We start from the raw sequence: 25,482 nt of genomic DNA, 5'->3' as shown, positions 1-25,482 counted from the left end.
CAGAAGCGACCGCCCGCACCGCACGCCCCGCGACCCGCCGCACCGCCGGGAACGGTGGCTGTCAGGCGTCCGGCCGTTCGCCCTGCGCGACCCGTCGGCCGTACACGTCGACCAGGCCCTCGCGGGAGTCGTCGAGGTACTGGTCGAGCAGCCGCTCGGCGTCGTCGGGGCGCCCCGCTTCCAGGGTCCCGAGGATCTCCTTGTTGCGGGCGAGATAGGGCTCGTGCAGGCGGCGGGGGTCGTCCACGACGTGGAACGCGAGGCGCAGTTCGGCGAAGACGCTGCGCATCAGCTCGTCGGTCCGCGCGCTGCCCGCGAGCGCCACGAGCTCCCGGTGGAAGTGGATGTTGGCGGTGGAGACGCCCTTCCACTCCCGCGCCTTCGCGGCGCGGTGCCCGTCGGCGACCGCGTCGGCCACGGCGCCGAGGTCGTACGGAGGACGGCCGAGGCCGCGTACGACGGCGCACTCGACGAGGCGGCGCGTGAGGTAGATGTCCTCGACGTCCTCGACGGTGAGCACGCGCACGAAGACGCCGCGGTTGAGCTGGTGCACGAGGAGCCGCTCGTGGGTGAGCAGCCGGAACGCCTCGCGCAGCGTGTTGCGCGAGATGCCGAGCGCACCGCCGATGCTGTCCTCCGACAGGCGCGTCCCGGGCGGGAAGTACCCCTCCGCGATGCGGCTCCTGAGGATGTCCGCGACCCGCTCGGCGGTGCTGGTGCGCCCCAGGAGCGCGCGGTCGTCCGCCAGTCCGTTCAGTTCGGCCACGCCCGAATTCAAGCGCAGATACCAGAACGAAACAACATGGGTATTGAGGGATCGTTCAACGATCCTCTACCTTGGCGGACAGGCGCTGTTCCCCGCACGCAGCGCGCCCCTCGGTTCAGCCCACTCAGGAAGCACCCAATCCCCTCCTGCGAGGTGCCCATGAGCACGACCCCACCGCCCGACGCGACCGTGACCGACTCCCCCACACGCCCCGGTGAACTCCCGCCCTCCGAGGGCGCCTTCGGCTGGCTGCGCGACCTCGGCCCGCGCGGCCGACGCGCCTTCGGGGGCGCCTTCGGCGGCTATGCGCTCGACTCGTTCGACTACTTCACGCTGCCGCTGAGCATGGTCGCGCTGGCCGCGTACTTCGGGCTCGACAGCGGCCAGACCGGCCTGCTGACCACGGTCACGCTCGTCGTCTCCGCGATCGGCGGCGCCGTCGCGGGCGTCGTGGCGGACCGCATGGGCCGCGTGAAGGCCCTGCTGATCACGGTCATCACGTACGCGGTCTTCACCGTGGCCTGCGGCTTCGCCCCCAACTACGAGACCCTGCTGGTCTTCCGCGCCCTTCAGGGCCTCGGCTTCGGCGGCGAGTGGGCGGTCGGCGCGATCCTCGTCGCCGAGTACGCCACGGCCAGGAACCGCGGCCGGACCCTGGGAGCGGTGCAGAGCGCGTGGGCGGTCGGCTGGGCGCTCGCCGTGGTCGTCTACACGCTGGTGTTCCAGTTCCTCGGCGACGACCTCGCGTGGCGCGTGATGTTCTGGACCGGGGCGCTGCCCGCACTCCTCGTCCTGTGGGTACGGCGCCAGGTGCAGGACGCGCCCAAGGCGACCGAACAGCTGGACACGAACGCGCAGAAGGGCTCCTTCGCGGCCATCTTCGCTCCCGGCCTGCGGCGCGTCACCCTGTTCGCCGTCCTCCTGTCGACGGGTGTCCAGGGCGGCTACTACACGCTTGCCACCTGGGTACCCACGTACCTCAAGACGGAGCGCGGCCTGACAGTCGTCGGCACCGGCGGCTATCTCACGTTCCTGATCTCCGGCGCCTTCGCCGGCTATCTGGCCGGGGGCTATCTCACCGACCTTCTCGGCCGCAAGCGCAACATCGCGCTCTTCGCGCTGCTGTCCGCGGTGAGCATCGCCGTCTACACGAGCATCCCCGACGGGGCCAACAGCCTTCTCCTTGTGCTCGGTTTCCCGCTCGGTTTCTGCATGTCGGCCATTTTCAGCGGCTTCGGCTCGTTCCTCAGCGAGCTCTACCCGACGGCCGTGCGCGGCACGGGACAGGGCTTCACGTACAACACCGGGCGTGCCGTCGGAGCGGTCTTCCCCACGCTCGTCGGGTACCTCGCCGACAGCTGGGGTGTGGGCGGCGCCCTGATCTTCGGTGCGGTGGGGTACGCACTCGCCGTGATCGCCCTCTTCGGGCTGCCCGAGACCCGCGGAAGGGAGCTCCTGTGAACCGCACGCAGGACCGCGTCACGGAGTCCGTCACTCCCGACTCGCTCCCGACCCGCACGGAACTCGTCGACAGCCACGCGCACGCGTGGAGCCCGGCCGAGGCCCGCGCCCGCATCCGCGCCGGCGCCTCGGGGCCGACCGCGGGCTGGTCGCGCGGCCACACGCAGGCCAACCTCATCTCGGTCCCCGCCGACTGGGCCTACGAGATGCTGCTGTTCTGCCAGCGCAACCCCAAGCCCTGTCCCGTACTGGACGTCACGGACGCGGGAGCCTGGACCACCCCGCTGGCTCCCGGCGCCGATCTGCGCACCGACCTGCCGCGCTACCGGGTGTGGGAGCACGGCGAACTGACCGCCGAGCCGACGGACGTCGTCGGCCACTGGCGCGACGACCTCGTGTCGTTCCTCATCGGGTGCAGCTTCACTTTCGAGTGGGCTCTGTCCGAGGCGGGTGTGCCGATGCGCCACATCGAACAGGGCCTCAACGTCGCGATGTACACGACCAGCCGCCAGTGCCGGCCCGCCGGGCGGCTCCAGGGGCCGATGGTGGTGTCGATGCGCCCGGTCCCGCCGGAGCATCTCGCGGCAGCGATCCGGGAGAGCGCGCTGCTGCCCGCCGTCCATGGCAGCCCGGTGCACTGCGGTGAGCCGTCCGGGCTCGGCATCGAGGATCTGGGGCGGCCGGACTTCGGCGATCCCGTGGCCGCGCAGCAGGGCGACATCCCGGTGTTCTGGGCGTGCGGCGTCACTCCCCAGGCCGCGGTGATGGCCTCCCGGCCGCCGTTCGCCATCACGCACGCGCCCGGCCGGATGTTCCTGACCGACGCGCGCGACGAGAAGTACCGCGTCGCCTGATCCCACAACACCCCACCGGAAGAAGAGGGTTCCATGACCTCACTGACCGCGCAGGCCCCACCCGCGGCCGTGACCATCGACCTGAACGCCGACCTCGGCGAGGGCTTCGGCCGCTGGCGTCTCACCGACGACGAGCAGCTCCTGTCCGTCGTCACGAGCGCCAACGTGGCCTGCGGCTTCCACGCCGGGGACGCGGCCACGATGCGCCGCGTGTGCGACCTCGCGTCCGAGCGCGGTGTCCGGGTCGGCGCCCAGGTCTCGTACCGGGATCTGGCGGGGTTCGGGCGGCGCGCCATGGACGTGCCGCCCGATGAGCTGGCCGCCGAAGTGGCGTACCAGATCGGCGCCTTGGAGGTCTTCACGCGCGCGGCGGGCACGCGCGTGGCCTACGTCAAGCCGCACGGAGCGCTCTACAACCGTGTCGTCCACGACGAGGAACAGGCCCGCGCGGTCGTCGACGGCGTCCGCCTCGCGGATGACACCCTGCCCGTCCTCGGGCTGCCCGGGTCACATCTCCTGAAGGTGGCCGACGAGGCCGGACTGCCCGTGGTGACCGAGGCGTTCGCGGACCGCGCCTACACCGCGCGGGGCACTCTCGTGCCGCGCGGCAGCGAGGGCGCCGTGGTGACGGACCCCGAGTCCGTGGTCGAGCGGTCCGTCGGCCTGGCCCGCTTCGGAACGGTCACCTCGCACGACGGCGAGCAGATCTCCGTACGCGCGCGGTCCCTGTGCCTGCATGGGGACACCTCGGGCGCGGTGGACCTCGCCCGACGGGTGCGGGCGCAGCTGGAGTCGGCGGGAGTCCGGGTGGAGGCCTTCGCATGAGGGCCCTTCCGGTCGGCGACCGGGCGCTGCTCGTCGAGGTCTCCGGAGGCGAGGAGGCCGCGGCGCTCCACGCCGAGCTGCTGCGCCGCCGCGCCGCCGGCGAGTTGCGCGTACGCGAGATCGTGCCCGCGGCCCGCACGGTCCTCCTCGACGGACTCGACGAACCCGCGGGCCGGCTCGCGGCGCAGCTGCCCCACTGGGAGCTCCCTCCGCTGCCTCCGCGCGGGGACGACGCCGTGCACATCCCCGTCCGCTACGACGGTCCCGACCTTGCGAATGTGGCCGCGCTGTGGGGCGTTGCCGTCGAAGACGTGCCACGCATCCACGCGGCAGCCGAATTCCGGGTCGCCTTCTGCGGGTTCGCGCCCGGCTTCGGCTATCTGACAGGGCTGCCGGCCCGCTACGACGTGCCGCGCCGGTCGACGCCGCGCACGTCCGTCCCGGCAGGCTCCGTGGCGCTCGCGGGGCCTTACACGGGCGTGTACCCGCGCTCGTCGCCCGGCGGCTGGCAGCTGCTCGGGACGACGGACACCGTGCTGTGGGACCACGCGCGCGTGCCCGCCGCGCTGCTCGCCCCGGGGACCCTGGTCCGCTTCGTACCGGAGGTGACCGCGTGACGGACCGTGCCATGGCCGTCGTCCGGGCCGGAGCGCTGACCACCGTGCAAGACGAGGGCCGGCCCGGACACGCGCACCTCGGGGTGCCGCACTCCGGCGCGCTCGACCTCCCCGCGTCCCGCCTCGCCAACCGGCTCGTCGGCAACCCGCGCGGGACCGCCGTCCTGGAGACCACCCTCAACGGATGCGCCGTGCGGCCGCGTTGTGAGGTGACGGTTGCCGTGGTGGGCGCGCCGTGCACGGTGACGGTGGACGGACGGCCGGTCGCCTGGGGCGCGCCCGTACGGGTCCCGGCCGGCGCGCTCCTCGACCTGGGACCCGCGCTCTCCGGGGTACGCAGTTACGCGGCGTTCGCCGGTGGAGTGGCCGTCGAGCCGGTCCTCGGCAGCCGGTCGACCGACCTGCTCTCCGGGCTCGGCCCGGCCCCCCTCGCGGACGGCGCGGTGCTCCCCCTGGGCACGGTGGCGTCGGCGCACACGCGCGTGGACGTGGCCCCGCAGCCGGGACCGCCCCGTGAGTTGGTGCTGCGGATCTCGCTCGGGCCGCGCGCGGACTGGTTCACGGCGGCATCCCTGCGCACGCTGACTACGCGCGCGTACCGCGTGTCGTCGGCGAGCAACCGCATCGGCCTGCGCACGGAGGGCCCGTCTCTGCTCAGGGCGTCGGAGGGTGAACTGCCCAGTGAGGGAATGGTCCTGGGGGCCGTACAGGTACCGCCTGACGGCAGGCCGGTCGTGTTCCTCGCCGACCACCCGACAACGGGCGGCTATCCCGTGGTCGCCGTCGTACGCCAGGCAGACCTGCCCGCCGCGGCACAGGCGACTCCTGGCACACCGGTCCGTTTTGTCCTGGCGGCGGGCCGCTGACGGGAGACCCCAAAGCGACCGCCGGCCACCGGGCCACCGTCGTACGGTGGCCGGGCTCGCCCCTCTCCACGTCACCTCACCCGCCGTCCGACCCTCACGCCGCGTCCGCCTGTTCCACGGCCGCCAGAGCCGCGCGCGCCGAGCTGGACGCCCGCAGGTCGAGGCGGGCACTGGTGCCGCGGGCCCGGTGGCGCAGTTCGTCCGCGGCGAGGGTGAGGAGCTGGGGGAGCAGGTCGGTGCACCGCCGTGCGACCCAGCCCGTGCCCGCCGTGGCGAGCCACAACAGGCTCGCCGAGCGCGTGGGCGCGGGCCGTTCGGGTTGCTGCGACGGCGGCGCGCCCTGGGCGAGCCCGTCGGCCTCGAGCAGGGCGTGGAACCGCGCGGCGAGCATCCGGTGCCCCCGTTCGCCGGGGTGCAGCCGGTCCGCGCTCCACATGGCACGGTCGGCGACCCACGCCCCCTCGGCCGCGTGCAGATGCACGGCGCCGTAGCGCTCGGACAGAGCGTGGACGACCGAGTTCACCGCCTGCTGGCGCCTCGCGAGAGGCCGGCCGAGCAGACCGGGCAGCCCCAGCATGGTGCCGGGGTCGGGCAGACACGCCGTGAGCAGGACCGCGCCCTGCTCCGTGAACGCCGCGTACACATGGTCCAGGCGGGCGGCCACGGCGTGGATGTCGAACGTGCGGCGCAGGGTGTCGTTCACGCCGACGAGGACGGAGGCGATGTCGGGCCGCAGGGCGAGCGCCTCCGGCATCTGACGGGCAAGGACGTCATGCGTCTGGGCGCCGCTCGCCGCGAAGTTGTGGAACTCCACGGGCATGCCGTCCGGGCCAAGCCCGGCGGAGAGCAGCGCGGCCCAGCCGCGCCAGCCGTCGCCGACCGGGTCGCCGAGCCCTTCGGTGAGGGAGTCACCGAGGGCGACGAACCGCAGGACCGTGCTCATACGGCATCCCGCCCGGTCACCCGTACAGGGACGTCGGCCGTCCCCAGGAGAGACACGTCGGGGGTCGCCTGGCGCGGCGCGTCGGCCGTCACCCGTACCGCGTCATGCGCCTGCAGGAAGGCGTCCACCGCGGCCCCCCACCCGAAGCACTCGGCACGCGCGCGGGCCGCCTCCCGGCGTTCGTCCCTGGGCCGCGCGACGAGCTCATCGACCGCGACGGCGAAGGCCTCGCCGGTGTCCTGCGCGACTCCCCCGGCGGGGCCCACGACCTCGGGCAGCGCCGACGACGCGCTGGCGACGACGGGAGTGCCACAGGCCATGGCCTCGAGCGCGGCGAGCCCGAACGTCTCCGCGGGACCCGGCGCGAGACACACGTCGGCGGCGGCCTGCAACGCCGCGAGATGCCCGCGGTCGGCCACGTGCCCGAGGAACGTCACCGGCAACCTCTTTGCGCGCGCCTGCTGTTCGAGCCGGGCCCGCAACGGCCCGTCCCCGGCGACGACGAGCACCGCCTGCGTCCCGTGGCGACGGAGTGCGGCGAGGGCGTCGAGCGCGGTGCCGGGCCGCTTCTCCACGGAGAGACGCGAGCACATGACGAGCAGCACCTCGCCCACCCGCGCGTACCGCTCCCGCACGGCCGGGTCCCGCAGGCTCGGACGGCACCGCTCCAGATCGACGCCGAGCGGGGCGCGTACGACGTTGCGCGCCCCGATGCGGATGAACTCGCGTTCGGCGTACTCGGTCGTGCACACCACGCGCGCGTAGGCGTGCGCGGTGCGGGAGTTGAGCGCGTCGGCGGCGCGCAGGGCGACCTTCTCGGGAAGGCCCCAGGTCCGCAGGACCCCGTCGGCCGTCTCGTGGGAGACCATCACGGCGGGCACCCGGGCGCGCCGCGCCCACTCCCCCGTCCACCTCAGCGTCGTGCGGTCGGACACCTCGATCCGGTCGGGGGCGAGGCGTTCGAGCAGTTCCGTCACGCGCCGCCGGTCGGTGAGGACGCGGTAGCCGCCAGTACCGGGAAGCAGCGTCCCCGGCAGCCTGATGACGCGGCCCTGCGTGCTGTCGTGCTCGCCGGCCCGCTCCCCCGGAACGATCAGCACGGGCTCGTGCCCGGCGGCGCGGTAGCCGGCCCCCAACTCCCGCAGGGCGGTGCGCAGTCCGCCCGAGGAGGGCGCGACGAAGTTGGCGAGGCGTACGATCCGCAGCCCGCTCATGCCGCCACCGCCGTCCGCGCGTCGAGGACCTCTTCGTAGTGGCCGACGAGTTGGTCCCCGACGGCCGCCCAGGTCCGCCCTTCGACCGCGCTGCGGCCGGCCGCCCCGTAGGCGAGTCGACGCAGCGGGTCAGCGGCGAGCGACCAGACGGCGTCGCGTACGGCGGCCGGGTCGCCGGGTGCGACGAGGAGCCCGGTCCGGCTGTGCGCGACGAGGTCCAGCGGCCCCCCGGCGGCGGGCGCGATCACCGGCACGCCGCTGGCCATGGCCTCCTGCACGGTCTGGCAGAACGTCTCGTAGGGGCCCGTGTGGGCGAAGATGTCCAACGAGGCGAAGATGCGGGCGAGTTCGGCGCCGGTGCGGCGGCCGAGGAAGACGGCGCCGGGGAGCGCCTCGCGCAGGCCGGGCTCGCTGGGGCCGTCGCCGACGATGACCACGCGCACGCCGTCGAGGGCGCACGCGCCGGCCAGCAGGTCGACCTGTTTCTCGGGGGCGAGCCGCCCCACGTAGCCGACGATCAGCTCGCCGTTGGGCGCGAGTTCGCGCCGCAGGGCTTCGTCGCGCAGGTCGGGCCGGAAGCGGACGGTGTCCACCCCTCGCGGCCAGAGCCGCACGCGGGGCACCCCGTGCACCTCCAGGTCGTGCACGGCGGCGCTGGAGGGGGCGAGTGTGCGGTCGGCGGCACCGTGGACGCTGCGGATCCGCCGCCACGCGGTGGCCTCACCTGCCCCCATGTACGTACGCGCGTAACCGGCGAGGTCGGTCTGGTAGACGGCGACGGCGGGGATCCGCAGCCGTGAGGCGGCGGCCATGCCGCGCACGCCGAGGATGAACGGGCTGGCCAGATGGACGAGTTCGGCGCCGTGCGCGGCCACGGCCGCCGCGACCCGGCGGCTCGGCAGCGCCACCCGGACCTGCGGGTAGCCCGGCAGCGGCAGGGAGGGCACCCGTACGACGGGGCAGGGGGCGTCGGTGTCGGTGTCAGGGCCCGGCGCGGTGGCCGGGGCGATGACGAGGGGGTCGTGACCGCGCGCGGCGAGGTGCCGGGCGGTCTGCAGGGCGCAGTGAGCCACACCGTTGATGTCGGGGGGAAAGGACTCGGTGACGATGACGACACGCATACCGGTGTTGTCGTCGCGCCGAGCGTGGGCACGTCAACGTGGATCTTTCCTGGCGAGGAACGTCCCATGAGCGTTGGCCCTCGCTCGCCGACGGCCGGGAGGCAGCGTCCGTCGAGCGTTGCCTCCCGGAAAGCCGCCGGTCACAAAGCCGTCGCGTCCGGGCCTATTCTGCTGCGCACCGCGGTCTGCACCTCGGCCTCCTCGGCCGGGTCGGCGGCGAGTCTTCTGAGCTGGTCCACGACGCGCGCGTCGCCTGTCTCCGCGTGGCGCGCGGCGACTTCGCGGGTGGATTCCTCGCAGTCCCACAGGCATTCGACCGCGAATCCTGCGGCGAAGGAGGGGTCGGTGGCGGCGAGGGCCTTGGCGGCGTGGCCGCGCAGGTGGGACGAGGCGGTCTCTCTGTAGACGTGGCGCAGAACGGGGGCGGCGCTGGCGATGCCGAGGCGTCCCGCCCCGTCGACCAGGGGCCACAAGGTCGGTGCGTCGGCGCCTTCGCCGCGCACCGCCTCGCGCAGTGCGGCCAGGACCGGTTCGGTGTCCTGGGCTCCGCCGCGGCAGGCGAGCATGCGTCCCGCGGCGGCACCGAGGGCGTCGGGCCTGGGGGCCCAGCGGCGGGCGCGCTCCAGGGAGGCGACCGTCCGCATGCGTTCGAAGGCGTCGAGGGCGGCGTCCACCACGGCGTGCGAGGGGCTCTCCACGGCGGCCTCGATCAGATCGAGTACGTCGGGATCATGGTTGTCGGCGAGATAGCGCAGGGCCGTGCTGCGGGCGCCGTCGTGCCCGGTGAGCGCGGCCTGGACGATCTCGGCCCTGTCATCGGGTCCGGCGACGGCGGTCAGGCAGCGCGCGGCGGGCACGTACAGGACGGCTCCGCGTTCGAGGCCTTCCTGGGCCCAGTCGAAGACGGCCCGCACGCTCCAGCCGGGGCGTGGCCCGGCGGGGCGCATCTGGCGCTGCCACTGGTCGAAGGAGCCGCGTTCCTGGGCGGCGCGCACGCGGGCGCCGATGGCTTCCCTGGGGTCGTCGGCCCACAGCCGCCAGGGGCGCGGTTCATAGGCGTCGCGCACGGCGGCGGCGAGCTCGGCGTCGCCCTCGGGGTCCTCGGGGAATCTGTCGAGGATGGGGGCGGCGAGCACGCGCAGCCCCGCGTCGTCGTCGCGCAGGGCCAGCTCGTCAAGCGCCCAGGCCCAGCTGGACCCGAAGGCGGCGTAGCGGCGCAGCAGCTCCAGGGCGTCGCGCCTGCCGTACGAGGCGAGGTGGCCGAGGACCGCGAGCGCGAGGCCCGTGCGGGACTCGTCCGTATTGAGGACGTCGTCGGGGTCGAAGAGGTGACGCTCGATCTCCCCCAGCTCTCCGTGGAGGTCGAGGTAGAGACGGGCGTAGTAGAGCGAGCGGTTCTCCACCTGCCAGTCGTGGCGGGGGTCGCTCAGCACACAGTGGTTCAGAGCCGCGAGCGCTTCGGCACGCGGCGCCGTCAACGCGTGCAGGGTGCCGTCGCCGCGGCCCCTCTGCAGCAGGCCGAGCAGCGTACCGCTGGGCGCTATGACCGGATCGAACATGGGAAACAGCCTCACATCAAGCGTCGACGCAACCGGGGGAACTGCACTACCTGGCCGCGCGACAACACTGCGGGGCGCCCGCCGTCTCTTGCTTGCTGTAGACCATCTTCCTCTGCCTCTCGTCCGTGGTCCGAATCGGACCGTTCACGGCCCACGCGGTGTGGCACCATCTGCCCCGCCGTCGCGTCCGTGAATCACGTCGTCATGATGACCCAGCGGTTCTTCTCGCCGCGACCACATTTCCTGCTCCCCCGTTCTGCCTGGTCAAAGGCGGTGCCTCAGGAAGTGCCGAAGAGCTCCAGAAGCTCCGCCTTGGCGAACATGCGGGCCGTGTCGACCGCCGACGGAGTTCCCGCCGCCGGGTCGGCCCCGCCGTCGAGCAGCGCCCGGATCACGTCGTCCGCGCCCTTGAAGACGGCGCCCGCGAGCGGGGTCTGGCCCCGGTCGTTGGCTCGGTCGGCGTCGGCGCCGCGGGCGAGCAGCGCGCGGACCGCCTCGGCGTGCCCGTGATAGGCGGCGAGCATCACCAGGGAGTCGCCACGGTCGTTCGTGAGGTCCGGGGATACGCCGGCGTCGACATAGGCAGCGAGCTGTTCGCTCTCACCCCGGCGCGCAAGATCAAAGATCTTGGTGGCCAGTTCCACGACCTCGGGGTCGGGGACTTCGCTCATCGGAACAGACCGCCTTTGCGTATCCGGAGTGCTACGACCGTGCGGCCGTACGAGTGAATCGACAGAGTACTGCCCGGTTCAGCACATGAGCAGCGCCGACCGAGGCAAAGATCACGAAGAGCCCTGACGGCCGAACAGCACACGCCCAGGAGGCTCACGGGACGCCTGCCGAACGGGTGAAATCAAGAATATTCCACCCATTTGCACCTTTTATCGTATAGATACATGCTGTGAGCCTGGAAGGACTCATGGTGACTGTCCCCATCAACCAGGAGAACTCAAATGATCCTGTCCATCTCAGGCGTGGTGCTGCTCGGAATCATCGTCTTCCTCTTCTTCCGCAAAGACGGACTCAAGCCCTCGCACGGCCTGACCTGCGCCCTCTTCGGGTTCTACCTCGCGGGCACCGCCATCGCCCCGAGCATCAAGGCCGGGGGCGCGAGCCTGGCCAGCCTGCTCGGCGGGATCAAGTTCTGACCCCCTCCCCCTTCGCACGTAACTTCAGGAGACAGACGTGGCCCGGCGCCCCCTCCCCCGCATTCTGAGCAACGGCAGCGCCCCCATCGCCCGGAGCCGGGAACTGGCACGGACGGCAGCCGACGGGGCCATCGACGTACTCCATCCCCTGATCACGATCACCAAGGGCCTGGGCCGCCTGGCATCCGCCGGGCGGCACAAGTGGGCCGACACCCCCAAGGACCGGCGCGGACCGCTGCTGTTCCTGGTGGCGGCCTCGGTGCTGGTCGTGGTGCTGATTCCGTACGGGCCGCTGCTGGCGCTCATCACCCTGATGGCAGCGGCCGCATGGACGGGCCGGGACCAGACCCCGCCGGCGCCGACCGGTCCCGACGAGTCCCAGGTCAAGCGGCTCACCGCGCTCTACGAGGCGCTCGTCCCGTACTTCTCCGTCCCAGAGGACCCGAACCCGCTCTTCGCCCACGGCGGCGAGTGGGAGAAGGCCTTCGAGTCGTACGACTTCGACGACGACGGGCGCGTCTCACGGATCGTGCTGCACTACCCGGCGTACTTCACGGACGGTGAGGCCGACTCCCGCGCCCGTATCGAACAGCTCCTGCACGCCAAGTCGGGCCGGGGCCGCGAGTACCACTTCGAGTGGGACGAGGAGGGCAACCAGCTGACGGTCACCGTCATGCCCCCGCTGCCCACCGACATCGCCGCCCAGCGATTCGTCACGGCACCGGGCGAAATGGTCCTCGGCTTCACCGACGAGAGCGGCACCCAGCGGACCCTGCCCCTCGGTGACGGCGACGAGCGGCGCGACGTACCGCCCGTCGTCTGGCGTACGGGGATGCGCTCCACCGAGCCGCACCTTCTCGCCGTCGGCCACCCCGGCAGCGGGACCACCTCGCTCCTGCGCTCGATCGCGCTCCAGGCCCTCCAGCACGGTGACGTCCTCATCGTGGAGGGCAACGGAACGGGCGACTACGCGTGCCTCACCGGACGCAGCGGTGTCCTGGCCGTCGAGTGCGGGCTGGCCGGCGCGCTGGCCAGCCTGGAATGGGCGGCCCACGAGACGGAGCGGCGCCTGATCGCCGCGAACCGGGCGCGCCAGGCCGGCCACCCCGCGCCGGACGACACCCGGCGCCCCCTGTGGATCCTGCTCGACCGGCCCAGCGTCCTCGGCCATCTGGCCGCGGCCGACGGGCGCAAGGACCCGCAGACGCTGCTCCAGGTCCCCCTGCAGCACGGGCGCGCGGCCAACGTCACGGTCGTCGTGGCGGACCAGTTCGACAGCCTCGACTCCCTGACCGACACCGTCTGTCAGCACACACGCGCGCGCGTGGTGCTCGGCCCGGCCACGTACGACCAGATCGAGGACGTCCTCGGGGTCGCGCCCCACACGACGCCCACCCCGGACGTCCCCGCCGGACGGGGCTACGCGCGCCTCGGCGCGGGGCCCGTCCACCGCCTCCAGGTGCCGGCCACCCCCGACCCGTACGACGACGCGACGAGTGACGCGCACCGGCAGGCGGTGCTCGGGCTGCTCCCGCAGCGGACGACGCCTGCCGACGACAGCCCCGAGCCCGAGCCGGTCGAAGCGGCCGAGCCGGTCCACGTCGTGGAAGCGGTGGGTACGGTGCAGGCGGTCGCCGCCGAGGGGTGACGGCCGGGCCACAGCGGCCCTATGCGATGAGCGTCCGCGGCGGCTCCGCCCCGGACGCTCCGCCCTCCCGCACCAGCCGCGCCGCCGCCGCGAGCCGCGCCGCAGCCTCGTCGGCGACCGCCCCGGAGACCGTGAACGGCAGCCGCACGTAGCCCTCGAAGGCGCCGTCCACCCCGAAGCGGGGACCCGAGGGGACCCGAACGCCGACGCGTTCGCCGACCTCCGCGAGCCGCGAGCCCGACAGGCCTCCGGCACGCACCCACAGCGTCAGACCGCCGACCGGCACGTCGAACTCCCAGTCGGGCAGCTCGCGGCGCAGCGCGGCGACCAGCGCCGTGCTGTTGTCCCGGGCCTGGCTGCGGCGCAGCTGAACGGCCTCCTCCCAACCGCCGGTGCTGAGCAGCCAGTTCACGGCCAGCTGCTCCACGACCGGGGTGCCGAGGTCGGCGTAGGCGCGCGCGGCCACGAGGCTGCGGATCACATCGGGCGCCGCCCGGACCCAGCCGATGCGCATGCCCGCCCAGAACGCCTTGCTCGCCGAGCCGACCGTGATGACGGTGGAGCCCGCCGGGTCGAACGCGCAGACGCGGCGGGGCATGTCCAGGTCGTGGTCGAAGTGGAGCTCGGTCATGGTCTCGTCGACGACGAGCACCGTGCCGGCCGAGCGCGCCGCGTCGACGAGCTGCCTGCGCTGGTCCTCGTCGGCGAGCGCCCCGGTGGGGTTGTGGAAGTCGGCGACGACGTAGGCGAGGCGGGGCGCCGCGTCGCGCAGGACCTGCCGCCAGCGGTCGAGATCCCATCCCGCGAGGCCCTCGGCCATGGCGACCGGGACGAGCCGTGCGCCCTCCTCGCGCATGAGCTGGAGGATGTTGGCGTACGAGGGCGACTCGACGGCGATGCGCTCGCCGCGGCCCGCGAACAGGTGGCAGATCGCGTCGATCGCGCCCATCGCGCCGGTGGTCACCATGATCTGCTCGGGCATGGTCGGGATACCGCGGGCCGTGTAGCGCTCGGCGAGCATCTCGCGCAGGGCGGGCAGGCCCGCGGGGTAGTCGCCGTGGGTGTGGGCGTAGGGCGGGAGTTCGCCAAGCGCGCCCTGGACGGCGCGGGTCAGCCAGGGTTCGGGGGCGGGCAGGGCCGCGGTGCCGAGGTCGATCATCGAGCCGAGCGCCTCGGGCGGCAGGGGCTCCAGGCCGCGCGCGGGCAGTGGGTTTCCGGCCGGTACGGCCGTCCAGCTGCCCGCTCCCCTGCGAGATTCGAGGAACCCCTCGCCGCGCAGCGCCTCGTAGGCGGCGGCGACGGTCGTGCGGCTGACGGCGAGGGAGACGGCGAGCTCGCGCTCGGCGGGCAGGCGCGCCGCGACGGGCACGCGCCCTTCGAGGACCAGGAGGCGGATGCCGTCGGAGAGGGCGCGGTAGGCGGGCGGGCGGCGGCTGCCGGGGCCCGGGGGGCGCGTCTGCTGGGAGGTGAGCAGCCGGGCGAGCTGGGCCGCGCCGACCGCCGAAGTCCACTGAGCCATGGAGTCCAGTCCACCTTCCCCGAATTGGCCATGGTTGGCCTGTGTTCCCAAGCCACAGACTGTCACGCGACAGGCCACTACCACCACAGGGGGCTCCACTTGTCCGCGTCGTCCACGCCACCCGGCCCCGGTCTCACCCGGCGCCTCTTCCAGCTCTACGTCGGCCTGGCGCTGTACGGCGTGAGTTCCGGTCTCCTCGTGGAGGCGGGGCTCGGCCTGGAGCCGTGGAACGTGCTCCACCAGGGCCTCGCCGAGCTCACAGGGCTCTCCATCGGCGTCGTGTCGATCATCGTGGGCGCCCTGGTGCTGCTCCTGTGGATCCCGATCAAGCAGCGCCCCGGTCTCGGCACCGTCTCGAACGTCTTCGTGGTCGGCATCGCGATGGACGGCGCGCTGGCCGTCGTCCCCGATGTGCACGCCCTCGGGATCCGGATCCCGCTGATGGCGGCGGCGATCGTCCTGAACGGCGCGGCGACGGGCCTCTACATCGCCGCCTCCTTCGGACCCGGCCCGCGCGACGGCCTGATGACGGGGCTGCACCGGCGTACCGGGCGCTCGATCCGGCTGGCACGCACGACCATCGAGATCGCGGTGGTGGCGACGGGCTTCGCCCTCGGCGGCACCATCGGCGTCGGCACCGTCCTGTACGCCGTGGCGATCGGCCCGCTGGCCCAGGTGTTCCTGAAGGTCTTCGCCGCCCCCGCGCCGCCCGAGGCACCCACCGCGGTTGCCGGCGCGTCACCCGAAGGGGCGATACTTCCGCGGTGACCACGCGCGTACGCCATCCGTATCTCGACCGTTCCGGACCGCTGGCCTTCGCCCATCGCGGCGGGACGGCCGACGGTCTGGAGAACACGATGGCGGCGTTCCGGCGCTCCGTGGACCTCGGCTACCGCTATATCGAGACCGATGTGCACGCCACGTCCGACGGCACGCTCGTGGCCTTCCACGACGCGACCCTCGACCGGGTCACGGACGCGGCGGGCCGCATAGCGGACCTCCCCTGGAGCGATGTGCGCCACGCGCGCGTGGCGGGCCGCGAACCGGTGCCGCTCTTCGAGGAACTCCTGGAGACCTTCCCCGACGTGCGCTGGAACGTGGACGTCAAGGCCGAGCCCGCGCTGCTCCCGCTGCTCGACCTGATCGGCCGCACGAACGCGTGGGACCGGGTCTGCGTCGGCTCGTTCTCGGAGGCCAGGGTCGCCAGGGCACAGTCCCTCGCGGGTCCCCGCCTCGCCACGTCGTACGGCACGCGTGGCGTGCTCGGCCTGCGGCTGCGGTCCCTCGGGCTGCCCGCGGCGCTGCGCCCTTCGGCGGTGTGCGCCCAGGTACCCGTGGCCCAGTCGGGGATACGCGTCGTCGACCGGCGCTTCGTCCGCGCGGCCCACGCGCGCGGGCTCCAGGTCCACGTGTGGACGGTCAACGACCGCGCGCAGATGGGTGAACTCCTCGACCTCGGTGTGGATGGCATCATGACCGATCACATCGAGACGCTGCGTGACGTGCTCAAGGACCGGGGAGCCTGGACCTGACCGCCCGCCGGCCGCGTCCGGACACGGGGACAGCGAGGGGGCGCGGGTGGGCAGCGACACCGTGCGGGCGGAGCCGGCGGGCGACGAGGCGGCGCAGCGGCGCCGGGAGCAGCGGGGCTGGTACTTCTACGACTGGGCGTGCTCGGTCTATTCGACGAGCGTCCTCACGGTGTTCCTCGGGCCGTATCTGACGGCGGTCGCCAAGTCGGCGGCGGACGCGGACGGCTTCGTGCACCCCCTGGGGATACCGGTCCGGGCCGGCGCGTTCTTCGCGTACACCGTCTCCGCCTCGGTCATCGTCTCGATCCTGGTGATGCCGCTCGCGGGTGCGGCCGCCGACCGTACGGGCCGCAAGAAGCCGCTGCTCGCGATCTCGGCCTACCTGGGGGCCACGGCGACCGCCGGGATGTTCTTCCTGGACGGGGACCGCTATCTGCTGGGCGGGCTCCTGCTCGTCGTCGCCAATGCCTCGCTCGCGGTGTCGATGGTCCTCTACAACTCGTATCTGCCCCAGATCGCGCCCCCCGAGGAACGCGACGCGGTCTCCTCGCGCGGCTGGGCCTTCGGCTACGCGTCCGGGGCGCTGGTCCTGGTGGCGAACCTCGTCCTGTACTCCGGCCACGACTCCTTCGGCGTCTCCGAGTCGACGGCGGTCCGGATCTGCCTGGCCTCGGCGGGTGTGTGGTGGGGCGCTTTCACGCTCGTACCGCTACGGCGCCTGCGGGACCGGCGCACGGCAGCCGCCGACGACGGGGCAGCCGCCGTGCCCGGCTGGCGCCAGCTGGCCTCGACCGTCCGTGACATGCGCCGCCGCCCGCTGACGCTCTCCTTCCTGCTCGCCTATCTGGTCTACAACGACGGCATCCAGACGGTGATCTCGCAGGCATCCGTGTACGGCTCGGAGGAACTCGGCCTCGACCAGTCGACGCTGATCGTGGCGGTGCTGCTGGTCCAGGTCCTTGCCGTGGCGGGCGCGCTCGCGATGGGGCGCCTTGCCCGTACGTACGGCGCGAAGAACACGATTCTCGGTTCGCTGATCGCCTGGACGGTCACGATCGGGGCCGGTTACTTCCTGCCGTCGGGTGCTCCGGTGTGGTTCTTCGCGCTGGCGGCCGGGATCGGGCTCGTCCTCGGCGGCACGCAGGCGCTGTCGCGCTCCCTGTTCTCCCATCTGGTACCGGCCGGAAAGGAGGCCGAGTACTACTCCGCATACGAGATGAGTGACCGGGGAATGAGCTGGCTCGGACCGCTCGTTTTCGGCCTCGCGTACCAGCTGACCGGCAGTTATAGGGACGCCATCGTGTCCTTGGTGGCGTTCTTCATGATCGGCTTTGTGCTGCTTGCCCGGGTTCCGGTGAGGCAGGCGGTGCGGGCCGCAGGAAATCCCGTGCCCACCCGGATTTAGCACCTGGGGCCAAAGGCCGGTAGTGTACGCGTTTGGCCTGCCAGGCGTACCGTTACTGCACGTCAATATCGCAAAACGCTGGGTGACATCTGCTGGCAGATGTGACAAACCGGGCGCCGGTGGGTACAACAAGGGGCGGCTACGACGGCGACGCATGACCCGGAACCGGGAATCTTTACCGCCGACCGGACGTTGACCGGATGACGACGACAGCGACACCTGTCCTGTGGGCGACAAGCCCGGGAGGCACGATTCATGAGTGAGCGAGCTCTTCGCGGCACACGCCTCGTAGTGACCAGCTATGAGACGGACCGCGGCATCGACCTGGCCCCGCGCCAGGCCGTGGAGTACGCATGCGAGAAGGGACATCGCTTTGAGATGCCCTTCTCGGTGGAGGCCGAAATTCCGGCCGAGTGGGAGTGCAAGGTCTGCGGGGCCCAAGCACTTCTGGTCGACGGAGACGGCCCTGAGGAGAAGAAGGCCAAGCCCGCTCGTACACATTGGGACATGCTGATGGAGCGGCGCACTCGCGAGGAACTCGAAGAGGTCCTCGAGGAGCGGCTCGCCGTTCTCCGATCAGGTGCCATGAACATCGCGGTGCATCCGCGCGACAGCCGCAAGTCCGCCTGATCCCTCGGGAGCAGCGGGAGCGCGACTGACAGAAGCCGTGGGCCGGACACACGTCATGTGTGTCCGGCCCACGGCTTTTCGCATGTCCGGCGCCGGGCGGGGCTCAGTGAGCTTCTGGGCCCCGCGCACGCTCAGGGAGTGATCGGGGGGCGCGGACCCGCGTCGGGGCGCTGTGCGGGCCGCTCATCGTCCTTGATCACCTCGCCCTGGATGACCGTGCCGTCCGGCCGGTGCATCCGCGCCTGCTGGAACGCGTCGCCGAAGGTCCCGGGAGTGGCCGACTGCATCTTCCGCTCGATGGTCCGCTCCGTGTAGCGGCTCAGGGCCGTACGGACGGGCGGCACGAGCAGGACGAGACCCAGGGCGTCCGAGATCAGGCCGGGGATCATCAGGAGCAGGCCCGCCAGCATCAGCAGACCGTTGCCCCCGGAGCGCTGCTCGCCTGCCGGGACCGCGCCGCTCTGCTGCTGTTGCAGCGTCTCGCTCAGATTCTTGAAGGCCCGGCGCCCGGCGCGCTTGATGACGACGGCGCCGAGCACGATCCCGGCGAGCAGCAGCAGGAAGACGGTGAACCCGCCGGCCGCGCCCGCGACCACGGTCAGCAGCCAGATCTCCAGGACCAGCCACGCGGCGATACCGAGCGGCAGGAACGTGCGGACCCGGGAACGCCGGGGCGTGGCGGGGCGCGAAGGGGGCGGGGTGCCAGTGGTCATGCCCCCAGTGTGCCTGGGCCCCGGCCCGAGTGGCGTAAGCGGGAGATCAAGATCGACGGAGGCTGCGGCTCAGGCCTATTTGCGGCCGATCACACGCCCCATGCGCTCCCCCACGCCCCAAGCGGTGACCCGCCACAGCGCCTCGACGACGATGTCACGGCTCATCTTGGAGTCGCCGAGCTCGCGCTCGACGAACGTGATGGGCACCTCGACGACGTGATAGCCGGCCCTGACGGCCCGGCGGGCGAGGTCGACCTGGAAGCAGTAGCCCTGCGAGGAGACCTCGCCGAGCCCGAGGCCTTCGAGGGTCTCGCGACGGAAGGCACGGAAGCCCCCGGTGACGTCCCGGATCGGCACGTCGAGCAGCAGCCGCGAGTAGGTGCTGCCGCCGCGGGAGAGGAACTCACGCGACTTGGGCCAGTTGACGACCCGTCCGCCGGGCACCCAGCGCGAGCCGAGCACGAGGTCGGAGCCCTTCAGCGCGGTCAGCAGCCGGGGCAGCTCCTCGGGCTGGTGAGAGCCGTCGGCGTCCATCTCCACCAGGACGCCGTAGCCGTTCTCGAGGCCCCAGCGGAAGCCCGCGAGATAGGCCGCGCCCAGACCTTCCTTGCCCTGCCGGTGCAGGACCCGCACCTGCTCGTCGCCCGAGGCGAGCTCGTCGGCGAGCTTTCCCGTGCCGTCGGGGCTGTTGTCGTCGGCGACGAGGACATGCGCCTCGGGCACGGACGCGCGCACCCGGCCGACGATCGACTTGATGTTCTCCGCCTCGTTGTAGGTCGGGATGATCACCAGCGCCGTACCGAGAGGGCCGAACTGCCGCCCACCGCCGTCGTTCACAGCTTCCCCTTAAGACTCCTGTACGAGGGGACCACCATAGCGAGAGTGCTTGTCGGCGCTGGTAAGGCGCCCTGCGCGGGACTGCGGGATCGGGGCCCGGTGCCCTTCGGGCCGGCCTGGGACCGCTGGCTGCGGGTCTACCGAGAGCCGTTGTCTACTGAGCGTCCGGGCCCCACCCGGGTCGCACCTTCCCCCGTGCTCCCGCGGAGCAGGGAGGGACCCCCATCCGGCCGGAACGTTCCAGCGCTCCATGGCGCGGGTGCTGGGCCTGGCTCCCAGTGGCGGTGCGCCGGTGCGGCACACCGCCCATGACCCAGCGGCGTTCATCGACTGCGCGGAGGTTCCCCGGTCGGACGTCCAGTGGTGGACCCGGCCGAACCTACCCGTCGACCGCGCCCAGCTGTCAACACCCGTTTGATCTGCGGTGATTGAGGAAACCACCTGGTCAGCGCCGAGGACTCGCAGGTCGCGCGAGCGTGCGGTGGACCGCTGTCGGCGGTACTGCGCACGCCTACATCACTCGTCCGGCCCTACGTACACGGTCCGCCCGCCGACCACCGTGCGCAGGCAGAGCGGCAGTTGGGCCCCCGGCGTGAGATCGGGGAGACCGGGCGTCCCGGAGCGCGGGTCGGTCGACCAGCGCGCGACGCGGTCGTCCGGCGCCTGGACGACGAGCTCCTCGGTGCGCCACACGGCGTAGTCCGCCGGGGCACCCGGGACCAGGGTTCCCGCGTCGTCCCGGCCGACGGCGCGCCAGCCGCCGCGGGTGTGCGCGGTGAACGCGGCCCGCACGGACACGCGGTGCTCCGGCGTGCGGTGGAAGGCCGCGGCGCGGACCGTGCCCCACGGGTCGAGCGGGGTGACGGGGCTGTCGGATCCGAAGGCCAGCGGGACCCCGGCGCGCAGGAGCGCGGCGAACGGGTTGAGGGCGCGGGCCCGTTCAGCGCCGAGGCGGTCCGCGTACATGCCGTCCTCGCCGCCCCACAGGGCGTCGAACGCGGGCTGTACGGAAGCGGTGAGGCCGAACTCGGCGAAGGAGGCGATGGTTTCCGGCGACAGCATCTCGGCGTGCTCGACGCGGTGCCGCGCGGCCCTGACACGGGCGAGGCCGACCTTCTCTGCGGCGGCGCGCACGCCGTCCACCACGGCGGTCACCGCGGCGTCCCCGATGGCGTGGAAGCCCGCCTGGAGCCCCGCCTCGGTGCAGGCGACGACGTGGCCGGCGACGGCGTGGGCGTCCAGGTAGGAGGTGCCGGTGTGCCCGGCGGCCGCGTCTGCGTACGGCTCGTGCAGGCAGGCCGTGTGCGAGCCGAGGGCGCCGTCCACGAACAGGTCACCGGCGGCGCCGACGGCGCCCAGCGCGCGGGCCCGGTCGATGTCCCGGTCGGCCCAGTAGCCGACGACCCGGGGGCCGGACTCCTCGGAGGCCAGCCGCAGCAGCCCGGTGAAGTCGTCCTCGGAGGAGATGTCGGGACCGCCGCACTCGTGCACGGACCCGATCCCCAGGGAGGCCGCGTGCCGCAGGGCCGCGCGCTGGGCCTCCGTGCGCTGCTGCGGGGTGACGGCGGCGTGGGCGGCGGCGCGGACGGCGTGGTGGGCGTCGCGGGTGAGAGGGCCGTCGGGGGTGAATCCGGGGCGGTCCGCGATGCCGGGGACGAGGTCGAGCAGGGCCGTGGTGACGGCGGCCGAGTGGACGTCGATGCGCGAGAGGTAGAGCGGGCGGCCGCCGGTGGCCTCGTCGAGCTCGGCGCGGGTGAGGGGCGCGCCGTCGGGCCAGCGGGCGGCGTCCCAGCCGTGGCCGAGGAGGATCCGGTCCGTGGGACGGGCGGCCGCGTGGGCGCGGACGAGGGCGAGCGCCTCGCCCCGGGTGCGGGCCGCGGAGAGGTCGAGGCCGGTCAGGGCGAGCCCCGTCGACGTGGTGTGGACGTGGGCGTCGGTGAACGCGGGAGTGACGAGGGCGCCTTCGAGGTCGACGACCTCGTCGACCCCCTCGGCGAACGCGTCTGCCGCGCCTTCGGAGCCGACCCAGGCGACGTGCCCCCGCTCGACGACCATGGCCGTGGCGAAGGGGTCGGCGGGGCTGTGGACGTCGCCACCGCGCAGAAGGAAGGTGCGGGACTCAGCCGGTGCGGGCGGCGTGGGGGTCGTACTCATGGGGACAGTTTCCCGCGTTTGTGCCCCCGGGCCGCACCCGGGGGCCCGTAGCGGTCGGACCCGCGTCGGTCAGACGCGGGGCGGCCGTGCCTCGTACGGCGTGGAGAGGACCACGGTCGTGCGGGTGGAGACGCCTGCGAGGGAGCGCACCCGGGCCAGCAGGTTCTCCAGGTCGTGCGGGGTTTCCACGCGGACCTTGAGGATGTAGTTCTCATCGCCGGCGACGCTGTGGCACGCCTCGATCTCCGGGACGCCCGCGAGGCGTTCCGCGATGTCGTCGGGGGCGCTGGGGTCGAACGGTTTCACCGAGATGAAGGCGGTGAGCGACAGGCCGACCGCCTCGGGGTCGACGACCGCGGCATAGCCGCGGATGACCCCGCGCTGTTCGAGTCGGCGCACGCGCTGGTGCACCGCGGACGTGGACAGGCCTGTGGCCTTGCCCAGGTCGGTGTAGCTCATCCGCCCGTCCTTGACGAGCAGCTGCACGATCTGTCGGTCGAGCTCCTCCATGGCGCAGAACCTACAGGGCCCTTGATCCCCGGGGATACCCGAGCGGGCCATGGGGGCGGATACGCCTACCTGCTGCCGGACATCCGCAATCAGCATGTGACGAAGACCACACCTGTCGAACCGTGTCCAGGCGCGTGCCACGATTACCCCCACGACGGGACGGGAAGTGCTTGCTGTGGTCGAGGCCGCAGCGCCTTGTCGGCCCACCCGAGGGGGAGAGTCCCATGCAGAATGTGAAGCGTCCCGGTCGTCCTGCCCGCAGTCGGCAGCAGCCGGCGATCGAACCCGAGCCGGAGGGTGTCGAACCGGCGGACACCGGCATCGACGCGTTCGACGAGTACGACACCTTCGAGATGTACCGGGTGTTCTGCCCGGACTGCGCGCAGCCGATCGCGCTGCTCGCCGACGAGGACGCGCTGCCCGAGCACGCGCTGTGCGCCTCGCCGTGGAACCCGTTCGGTCTCACGGTCTGCGCCGGTACGGGCCGCCCGGCGGCCGACGCCCGGCCCGCCGACGACTCGACGGAGGTTCAGGAGCAGGACACCGCCCTCCTGTTGACGCTCCCTCAGGGCCTCGACTGGCGGATGCAGCCCTTCTCACACGTGGGCGGCCCGGGTTCGCGCCCGCTGCGCGTCCCCGAGCAGGTGCGGCGCACAGCCGCCTGACGACGCCTCAACTCCAGTAACTGCCCTGCACCATGGCCCGCAGACTGGCATGGTGCAGGATCAGTGTGTCCGGATCGTCCGGCACGGCCACCTCTCCGAAGTACGCCTGCCGGTAGGCGACGCGCAGCATCACGATGGCGTGGCGCAGGGCGGCGTACAAGGTGTGGAAGTCCATGTCGCGCGGCGCGTGGCCGGTGAGTTGGGCGTAGCGGCGCTCGATGTCCTCGCGGCGCAGGAAGCCGGGCAGGCCGGCCTGGCCGAAGCTCTCGGTCAGGTCCTGGAAGAAGCGGTGCAGGTACACGGTCCAGCCGAGGTCGACCTCGCGCGGGGCCAGGGCCGCCATCTCCCAGTCGAGCACGGCGGCCGGTTCGAAGCCGTCGTAGATGATGTTCCCGATGCGGGCATCGCCCCAGTTGAGGACGGGTTCTCCCTCGTCGGCGGGCCAGAGTTCGGCGAGCCGGTCGAAGGCGCTCTCGATGAGCGGTGACGGCGGCAGCCCGTCCACCACCCAGGCGTAGTAGGCGCGTTGGGCCTCGACGTGACGGCGCAGTGCGCTGCCCTTTCCGGATGCGGCGAGGAACTCGGCCTCGGACGCCGGGACTCCGTCGTGCAGCCGGGCGATGAGACCCACGGTCGCGTCCTGGAGCCGTGCGCGCTCGGCGTCCGTCGCGGCGTGCAGCCAGTTGCCCTCGTACGTGTAGGGCATGACGTCCGGCGGTACGCGGCCCTCGACGCGCTCCATCACGAAGAACGGAGCGCCCAGCGGCGCGGGATCCTCCTCCAGCCACAACACGCGCGGCACCGGCAGCCCGGTCCGATCTGCGGCGAGCCGCATCGTGCGGTACTGCCGCGGCATGTCGTAGTCCGGGAAGATCGAGTACGCGGACGGGTCGGCGGCGAGTCTCAACGCGCAGGCCCGGACCGGGGGTTCGGGGTGTTCGATGTCGAAGAGCAGGGTCTCGCTGGACATGCCGTTGGACTCGGGGACGGTCACGTTCACCGCTTCGGCGCCCGGCAGCCGGGCGGCCAGCCAGGACGTCAGTCTTCGGGACACCTCCTCCGGGTCGCGGGTGCTGGTGCGCGGTCGGGGTGCTGTCGCCATCGCAGGCTCCTTTCAGGGCGCCACGGAGTCGTAGCCGGTGAAGCCGCTCGGGTCGTGCCTGCCGAAGCTGCCGTGCTCGAAGATGCCGTGGCCGACCTGGCCGTCCAGAGTGAAGCGCGCCGCGTGGTCGATGACGCCGTAGGCGGCCAGCGGGTGGGCGGCGGGGTCGGAGAGGTCGTAGCTGCGGCGGTCCGTCCAGTCGCGGCCGCGCCAGGTGCCGTGCTGCCAGTCGTCCGCGGGCGGGTATCCGGCGCCGACGGCGAGCGGGGACGAGGCGAGGATCTCGACGCCGAGTTCCACGGGCTTGCGGGACAGCGGGTCGGTGAGATGCACGACGGCGCTCTCGGGGTGGCGGGTGCCGGTCCGGTAGGCGATGTCGGCCTGGGGCCAGCCGAGTTGGAGATCCGGATGGCCGTCGCGGACGAGGGTGGCGTCGTTGAGGGTGCGGTAACCGTCCGCGTCCTCCTGGACGATCACCATCAGGAAGCGGTCGTCAAAGCGGACCGGTGACCAGATCCAGTGGAAGCCCTCGGTCCTGTTCTCCTCGGCGAGCCGGCCGCCCTCCTCGCCGGGGACCGGGCGCACGCCCCAACTGCGGTCGCGGGTGCCGGTCCAGCCGTCGAGGGACACCTCTCGCCCGCCGACGCGGAGCCGGCCGTCACAGCGCCCGGCCTGCACGAAGCGCCTGCCCTCAAGAGTGAGGCGGCCGCCGCGGCGCTGGGTGTGGTGGGGCTCCCAGAGGGCCGGGAAGGCCGCCGACCAGTTGATCTCGTACGAGAGTCCGTCGGGGTCGGCCGGGTCGGCCGCGCAGGTCAGGACGAAGTCCTTCAAGGGGCGTTCGACGTGGATCCGGAGCGGACCGACGGCGAGTTCCATGCGGGCGTCGTCGCGCAGGGCGTCGGAGGCACGGACCGCGTGGAGGCTGTCGCCGACGCGCAGGGTCGCGTACGCGTCGATGACGCCCAGGTTCGGGTAGACACCGAGGCCGAGGATGAGGAGGTACTCCCCGGTGGGGTCGACGAGATGGAAGATGCAGCGGTCGTAGGCGTTGCGGTCACCGGTCGCGACGTGCTTCATGGACAGCGGCACCTGGTGGACCGGGTATTCGTCGAGTGCGACGGGGCGGTCGTCTGCCACGCGTTTCCTCCCTGGGCGTACGGCGGTTGACGTCGCCCGGAGGGGTGCGGCCCCCGGCGGCGGAGTTGACGGTACGTCAGCTGAGCCGCCGGAGCCAGATGCGTGCGCCGACCCGGGCCTGGCGATGGCCGGGGCGCGGGGCCGACCCTGATCCGGTCCGGTCCGGTCCGGTCCGAACCGATCCAGCCCGATCCAAACGAAAGGCCCTAGAACTCACGCCCCCATGCCCTGGACGGTGACCTGCCCGGCGCGGGCG

25 protein-coding genes are annotated in these 25,482 nt (G+C 72.6%); 12 read left to right on the top strand and 13 right to left on the bottom strand.

Annotation, left to right across the window (positions count from 1 at the left end):
• Positions 1–61: 61 nt before the first annotated feature.
• On the bottom strand, positions 62–766 hold the full coding sequence (locus tag CG723_RS34680) for a GntR family transcriptional regulator (RefSeq protein WP_100597488.1): 705 nt from the start codon (positions 764–766) through the stop codon (positions 62–64).
• 159 nt (positions 767–925) lie between these two features.
• Here CG723_RS34680 and CG723_RS34675 point away from each other — a divergent pair, with 159 nt between their 5' ends.
• The 5 genes from CG723_RS34675 to CG723_RS34655 are packed head-to-tail and all read left to right on the top strand — an operon-like array spanning position 926 to position 5,389.
• Positions 926–2,227: an MFS transporter gene (locus CG723_RS34675; protein ID WP_100597487.1), complete on the top strand. Its 1,302-nt coding sequence runs from the start codon at positions 926–928 to the stop codon at positions 2,225–2,227.
• Complete coding sequence (locus CG723_RS34670; protein ID WP_100597486.1) at positions 2,224–3,081, top strand: putative hydro-lyase; 858 nt, start codon at positions 2,224–2,226, stop codon at positions 3,079–3,081. Before CG723_RS34675 ends, CG723_RS34670 begins: the two co-directional genes overlap by 4 nt.
• A gap of 33 nt (positions 3,082–3,114) precedes the next feature.
• Positions 3,115–3,906 (top strand): LamB/YcsF family protein, encoded by a 792-nt coding sequence (locus CG723_RS34665; RefSeq protein ID WP_100597485.1) that lies wholly within the window; start codon positions 3,115–3,117, stop codon positions 3,904–3,906.
• On the top strand, positions 3,903–4,523 hold the full coding sequence (locus CG723_RS34660) for a 5-oxoprolinase subunit B family protein (protein ID WP_100597484.1): 621 nt from the start codon (positions 3,903–3,905) through the stop codon (positions 4,521–4,523). The genes CG723_RS34665 and CG723_RS34660 overlap by 4 nt, the downstream gene beginning before the upstream one ends.
• Positions 4,520–5,389 carry a biotin-dependent carboxyltransferase family protein gene (locus tag CG723_RS34655; RefSeq protein ID WP_100597483.1) on the top strand — a complete coding sequence of 290 codons (870 nt, stop codon included), beginning with the start codon at positions 4,520–4,522 and terminating at the stop codon, positions 5,387–5,389. Before CG723_RS34660 ends, CG723_RS34655 begins: the two co-directional genes overlap by 4 nt.
• Before the next feature lie 94 nt (positions 5,390–5,483).
• Here CG723_RS34655 and CG723_RS34650 read toward each other — a convergent pair whose 3' ends face one another.
• The 5 genes from CG723_RS34650 to CG723_RS34625 all read right to left on the bottom strand — a co-directional run bounded on the left by CG723_RS34650 (position 5,484) and on the right by CG723_RS34625 (position 10,897).
• Positions 5,484–6,332 carry an SGNH/GDSL hydrolase family protein gene (locus CG723_RS34650; protein WP_100597482.1) on the bottom strand — a complete coding sequence of 283 codons (849 nt, stop codon included), beginning with the start codon at positions 6,330–6,332 and terminating at the stop codon, positions 5,484–5,486.
• The gene (locus tag CG723_RS34645) at positions 6,329–7,546 is read right to left on the bottom strand and encodes a glycosyltransferase (protein WP_100597481.1); all 1,218 of its coding nucleotides are present in this window, start codon (positions 7,544–7,546) and stop codon (positions 6,329–6,331) included. Before CG723_RS34645 ends, CG723_RS34650 begins: the two co-directional genes overlap by 4 nt.
• Positions 7,543–8,667, bottom strand: coding sequence for a glycosyltransferase family 4 protein (locus CG723_RS34640; RefSeq protein WP_100597480.1), 1,125 nt, complete (start codon positions 8,665–8,667; stop codon positions 7,543–7,545). The genes CG723_RS34645 and CG723_RS34640 overlap by 4 nt, the downstream gene beginning before the upstream one ends.
• 140 nt (positions 8,668–8,807) lie before the next feature.
• Positions 8,808–10,226 carry a hypothetical protein gene (locus CG723_RS34635; RefSeq protein ID WP_100597479.1) on the bottom strand — a complete coding sequence of 473 codons (1,419 nt, stop codon included), beginning with the start codon at positions 10,224–10,226 and terminating at the stop codon, positions 8,808–8,810.
• A 278-nt stretch (positions 10,227–10,504) separates the two neighbouring features.
• Positions 10,505–10,897, bottom strand: coding sequence for an ankyrin repeat domain-containing protein (locus tag CG723_RS34625; protein WP_100597478.1), 393 nt, complete (start codon positions 10,895–10,897; stop codon positions 10,505–10,507).
• A 282-nt stretch (positions 10,898–11,179) separates the two neighbouring features.
• On the opposite strand from CG723_RS34625, the gene CG723_RS34620 reads away from it, so the two are divergent.
• Both CG723_RS34620 and CG723_RS34615 read left to right on the top strand, forming a co-directional pair.
• Positions 11,180–11,374 (top strand): hypothetical protein, encoded by a 195-nt coding sequence (locus tag CG723_RS34620; protein WP_100597477.1) that lies wholly within the window; start codon positions 11,180–11,182, stop codon positions 11,372–11,374.
• 37 nt (positions 11,375–11,411) lie between these two features.
• Positions 11,412–13,022: a hypothetical protein gene (locus CG723_RS34615; protein ID WP_100597476.1), complete on the top strand. Its 1,611-nt coding sequence runs from the start codon at positions 11,412–11,414 to the stop codon at positions 13,020–13,022.
• Positions 13,023–13,041: 19 nt separating this feature from the next.
• Here CG723_RS34615 and CG723_RS34610 read toward each other — a convergent pair whose 3' ends face one another.
• Positions 13,042–14,541 (bottom strand): SCO1417 family MocR-like transcription factor, encoded by a 1,500-nt coding sequence (locus CG723_RS34610; RefSeq protein ID WP_100597475.1) that lies wholly within the window; start codon positions 14,539–14,541, stop codon positions 13,042–13,044.
• A gap of 99 nt (positions 14,542–14,640) precedes the next feature.
• On the opposite strand from CG723_RS34610, the gene yczE reads away from it, so the two are divergent.
• From yczE to CG723_RS34590, 4 genes are all read left to right on the top strand, one after another.
• Positions 14,641–15,309 (top strand): membrane protein YczE, encoded by a 669-nt coding sequence (yczE, locus tag CG723_RS34605; RefSeq protein ID WP_100597474.1) that lies wholly within the window; start codon positions 14,641–14,643, stop codon positions 15,307–15,309.
• Positions 15,306–16,073 carry a glycerophosphodiester phosphodiesterase gene (locus tag CG723_RS34600; RefSeq protein ID WP_100597473.1) on the top strand — a complete coding sequence of 256 codons (768 nt, stop codon included), beginning with the start codon at positions 15,306–15,308 and terminating at the stop codon, positions 16,071–16,073. Before yczE ends, CG723_RS34600 begins: the two co-directional genes overlap by 4 nt.
• A gap of 46 nt (positions 16,074–16,119) precedes the next feature.
• The gene (locus CG723_RS34595; RefSeq protein WP_100597472.1) at positions 16,120–17,478 is read left to right on the top strand and encodes an MFS transporter; all 1,359 of its coding nucleotides are present in this window, start codon (positions 16,120–16,122) and stop codon (positions 17,476–17,478) included.
• A 255-nt stretch (positions 17,479–17,733) separates the two neighbouring features.
• Positions 17,734–18,108: an RNA polymerase-binding protein RbpA gene (locus CG723_RS34590; RefSeq protein ID WP_081223278.1), complete on the top strand. Its 375-nt coding sequence runs from the start codon at positions 17,734–17,736 to the stop codon at positions 18,106–18,108.
• 131 nt (positions 18,109–18,239) lie between these two features.
• Here the strand turns inward: CG723_RS34590 and fxsA are convergent, their stop codons facing one another.
• From fxsA to CG723_RS34570, 4 genes are all read right to left on the bottom strand, one after another.
• Positions 18,240–18,821 (bottom strand): FxsA family membrane protein, encoded by a 582-nt coding sequence (fxsA, locus tag CG723_RS34585; protein ID WP_100597471.1) that lies wholly within the window; start codon positions 18,819–18,821, stop codon positions 18,240–18,242.
• Between the two features lie 75 nt (positions 18,822–18,896).
• Positions 18,897–19,658, bottom strand: a complete 762-nt coding sequence (locus CG723_RS34580; protein WP_100597470.1) for a polyprenol monophosphomannose synthase — start codon at positions 19,656–19,658, stop codon at positions 18,897–18,899.
• Positions 19,659–20,174: 516 nt separating this feature from the next.
• The gene (locus CG723_RS34575) at positions 20,175–21,812 is read right to left on the bottom strand and encodes an amidohydrolase (RefSeq protein WP_100597469.1); all 1,638 of its coding nucleotides are present in this window, start codon (positions 21,810–21,812) and stop codon (positions 20,175–20,177) included.
• Positions 21,813–21,881: 69 nt separating this feature from the next.
• Positions 21,882–22,322, bottom strand: coding sequence for an Lrp/AsnC family transcriptional regulator (locus tag CG723_RS34570; protein WP_100597468.1), 441 nt, complete (start codon positions 22,320–22,322; stop codon positions 21,882–21,884).
• Between the two features lie 224 nt (positions 22,323–22,546).
• Here CG723_RS34570 and CG723_RS34565 point away from each other — a divergent pair, with 224 nt between their 5' ends.
• Positions 22,547–22,987 carry a hypothetical protein gene (locus CG723_RS34565; RefSeq protein WP_100597467.1) on the top strand — a complete coding sequence of 147 codons (441 nt, stop codon included), beginning with the start codon at positions 22,547–22,549 and terminating at the stop codon, positions 22,985–22,987.
• Positions 22,988–22,994: 7 nt separating this feature from the next.
• Here the strand turns inward: CG723_RS34565 and CG723_RS34560 are convergent, their stop codons facing one another.
• Positions 22,995–24,089 (bottom strand): phosphotransferase family protein, encoded by a 1,095-nt coding sequence (locus CG723_RS34560; protein ID WP_100597466.1) that lies wholly within the window; start codon positions 24,087–24,089, stop codon positions 22,995–22,997.
• Between the two features lie 12 nt (positions 24,090–24,101).
• Positions 24,102–25,226 (bottom strand): hypothetical protein, encoded by a 1,125-nt coding sequence (locus CG723_RS34555; protein ID WP_100597465.1) that lies wholly within the window; start codon positions 25,224–25,226, stop codon positions 24,102–24,104.
• Positions 25,227–25,482 lie beyond the last annotated feature (256 nt).

The organism is Streptomyces sp. CB01635 (genome assembly GCF_002803065.1).
In the GTDB taxonomy this organism is placed as follows: domain Bacteria; phylum Actinomycetota; class Actinomycetes; order Streptomycetales; family Streptomycetaceae; genus Streptomyces.
This window is presented reverse-complemented; position numbering and strand designations above follow the sequence as displayed.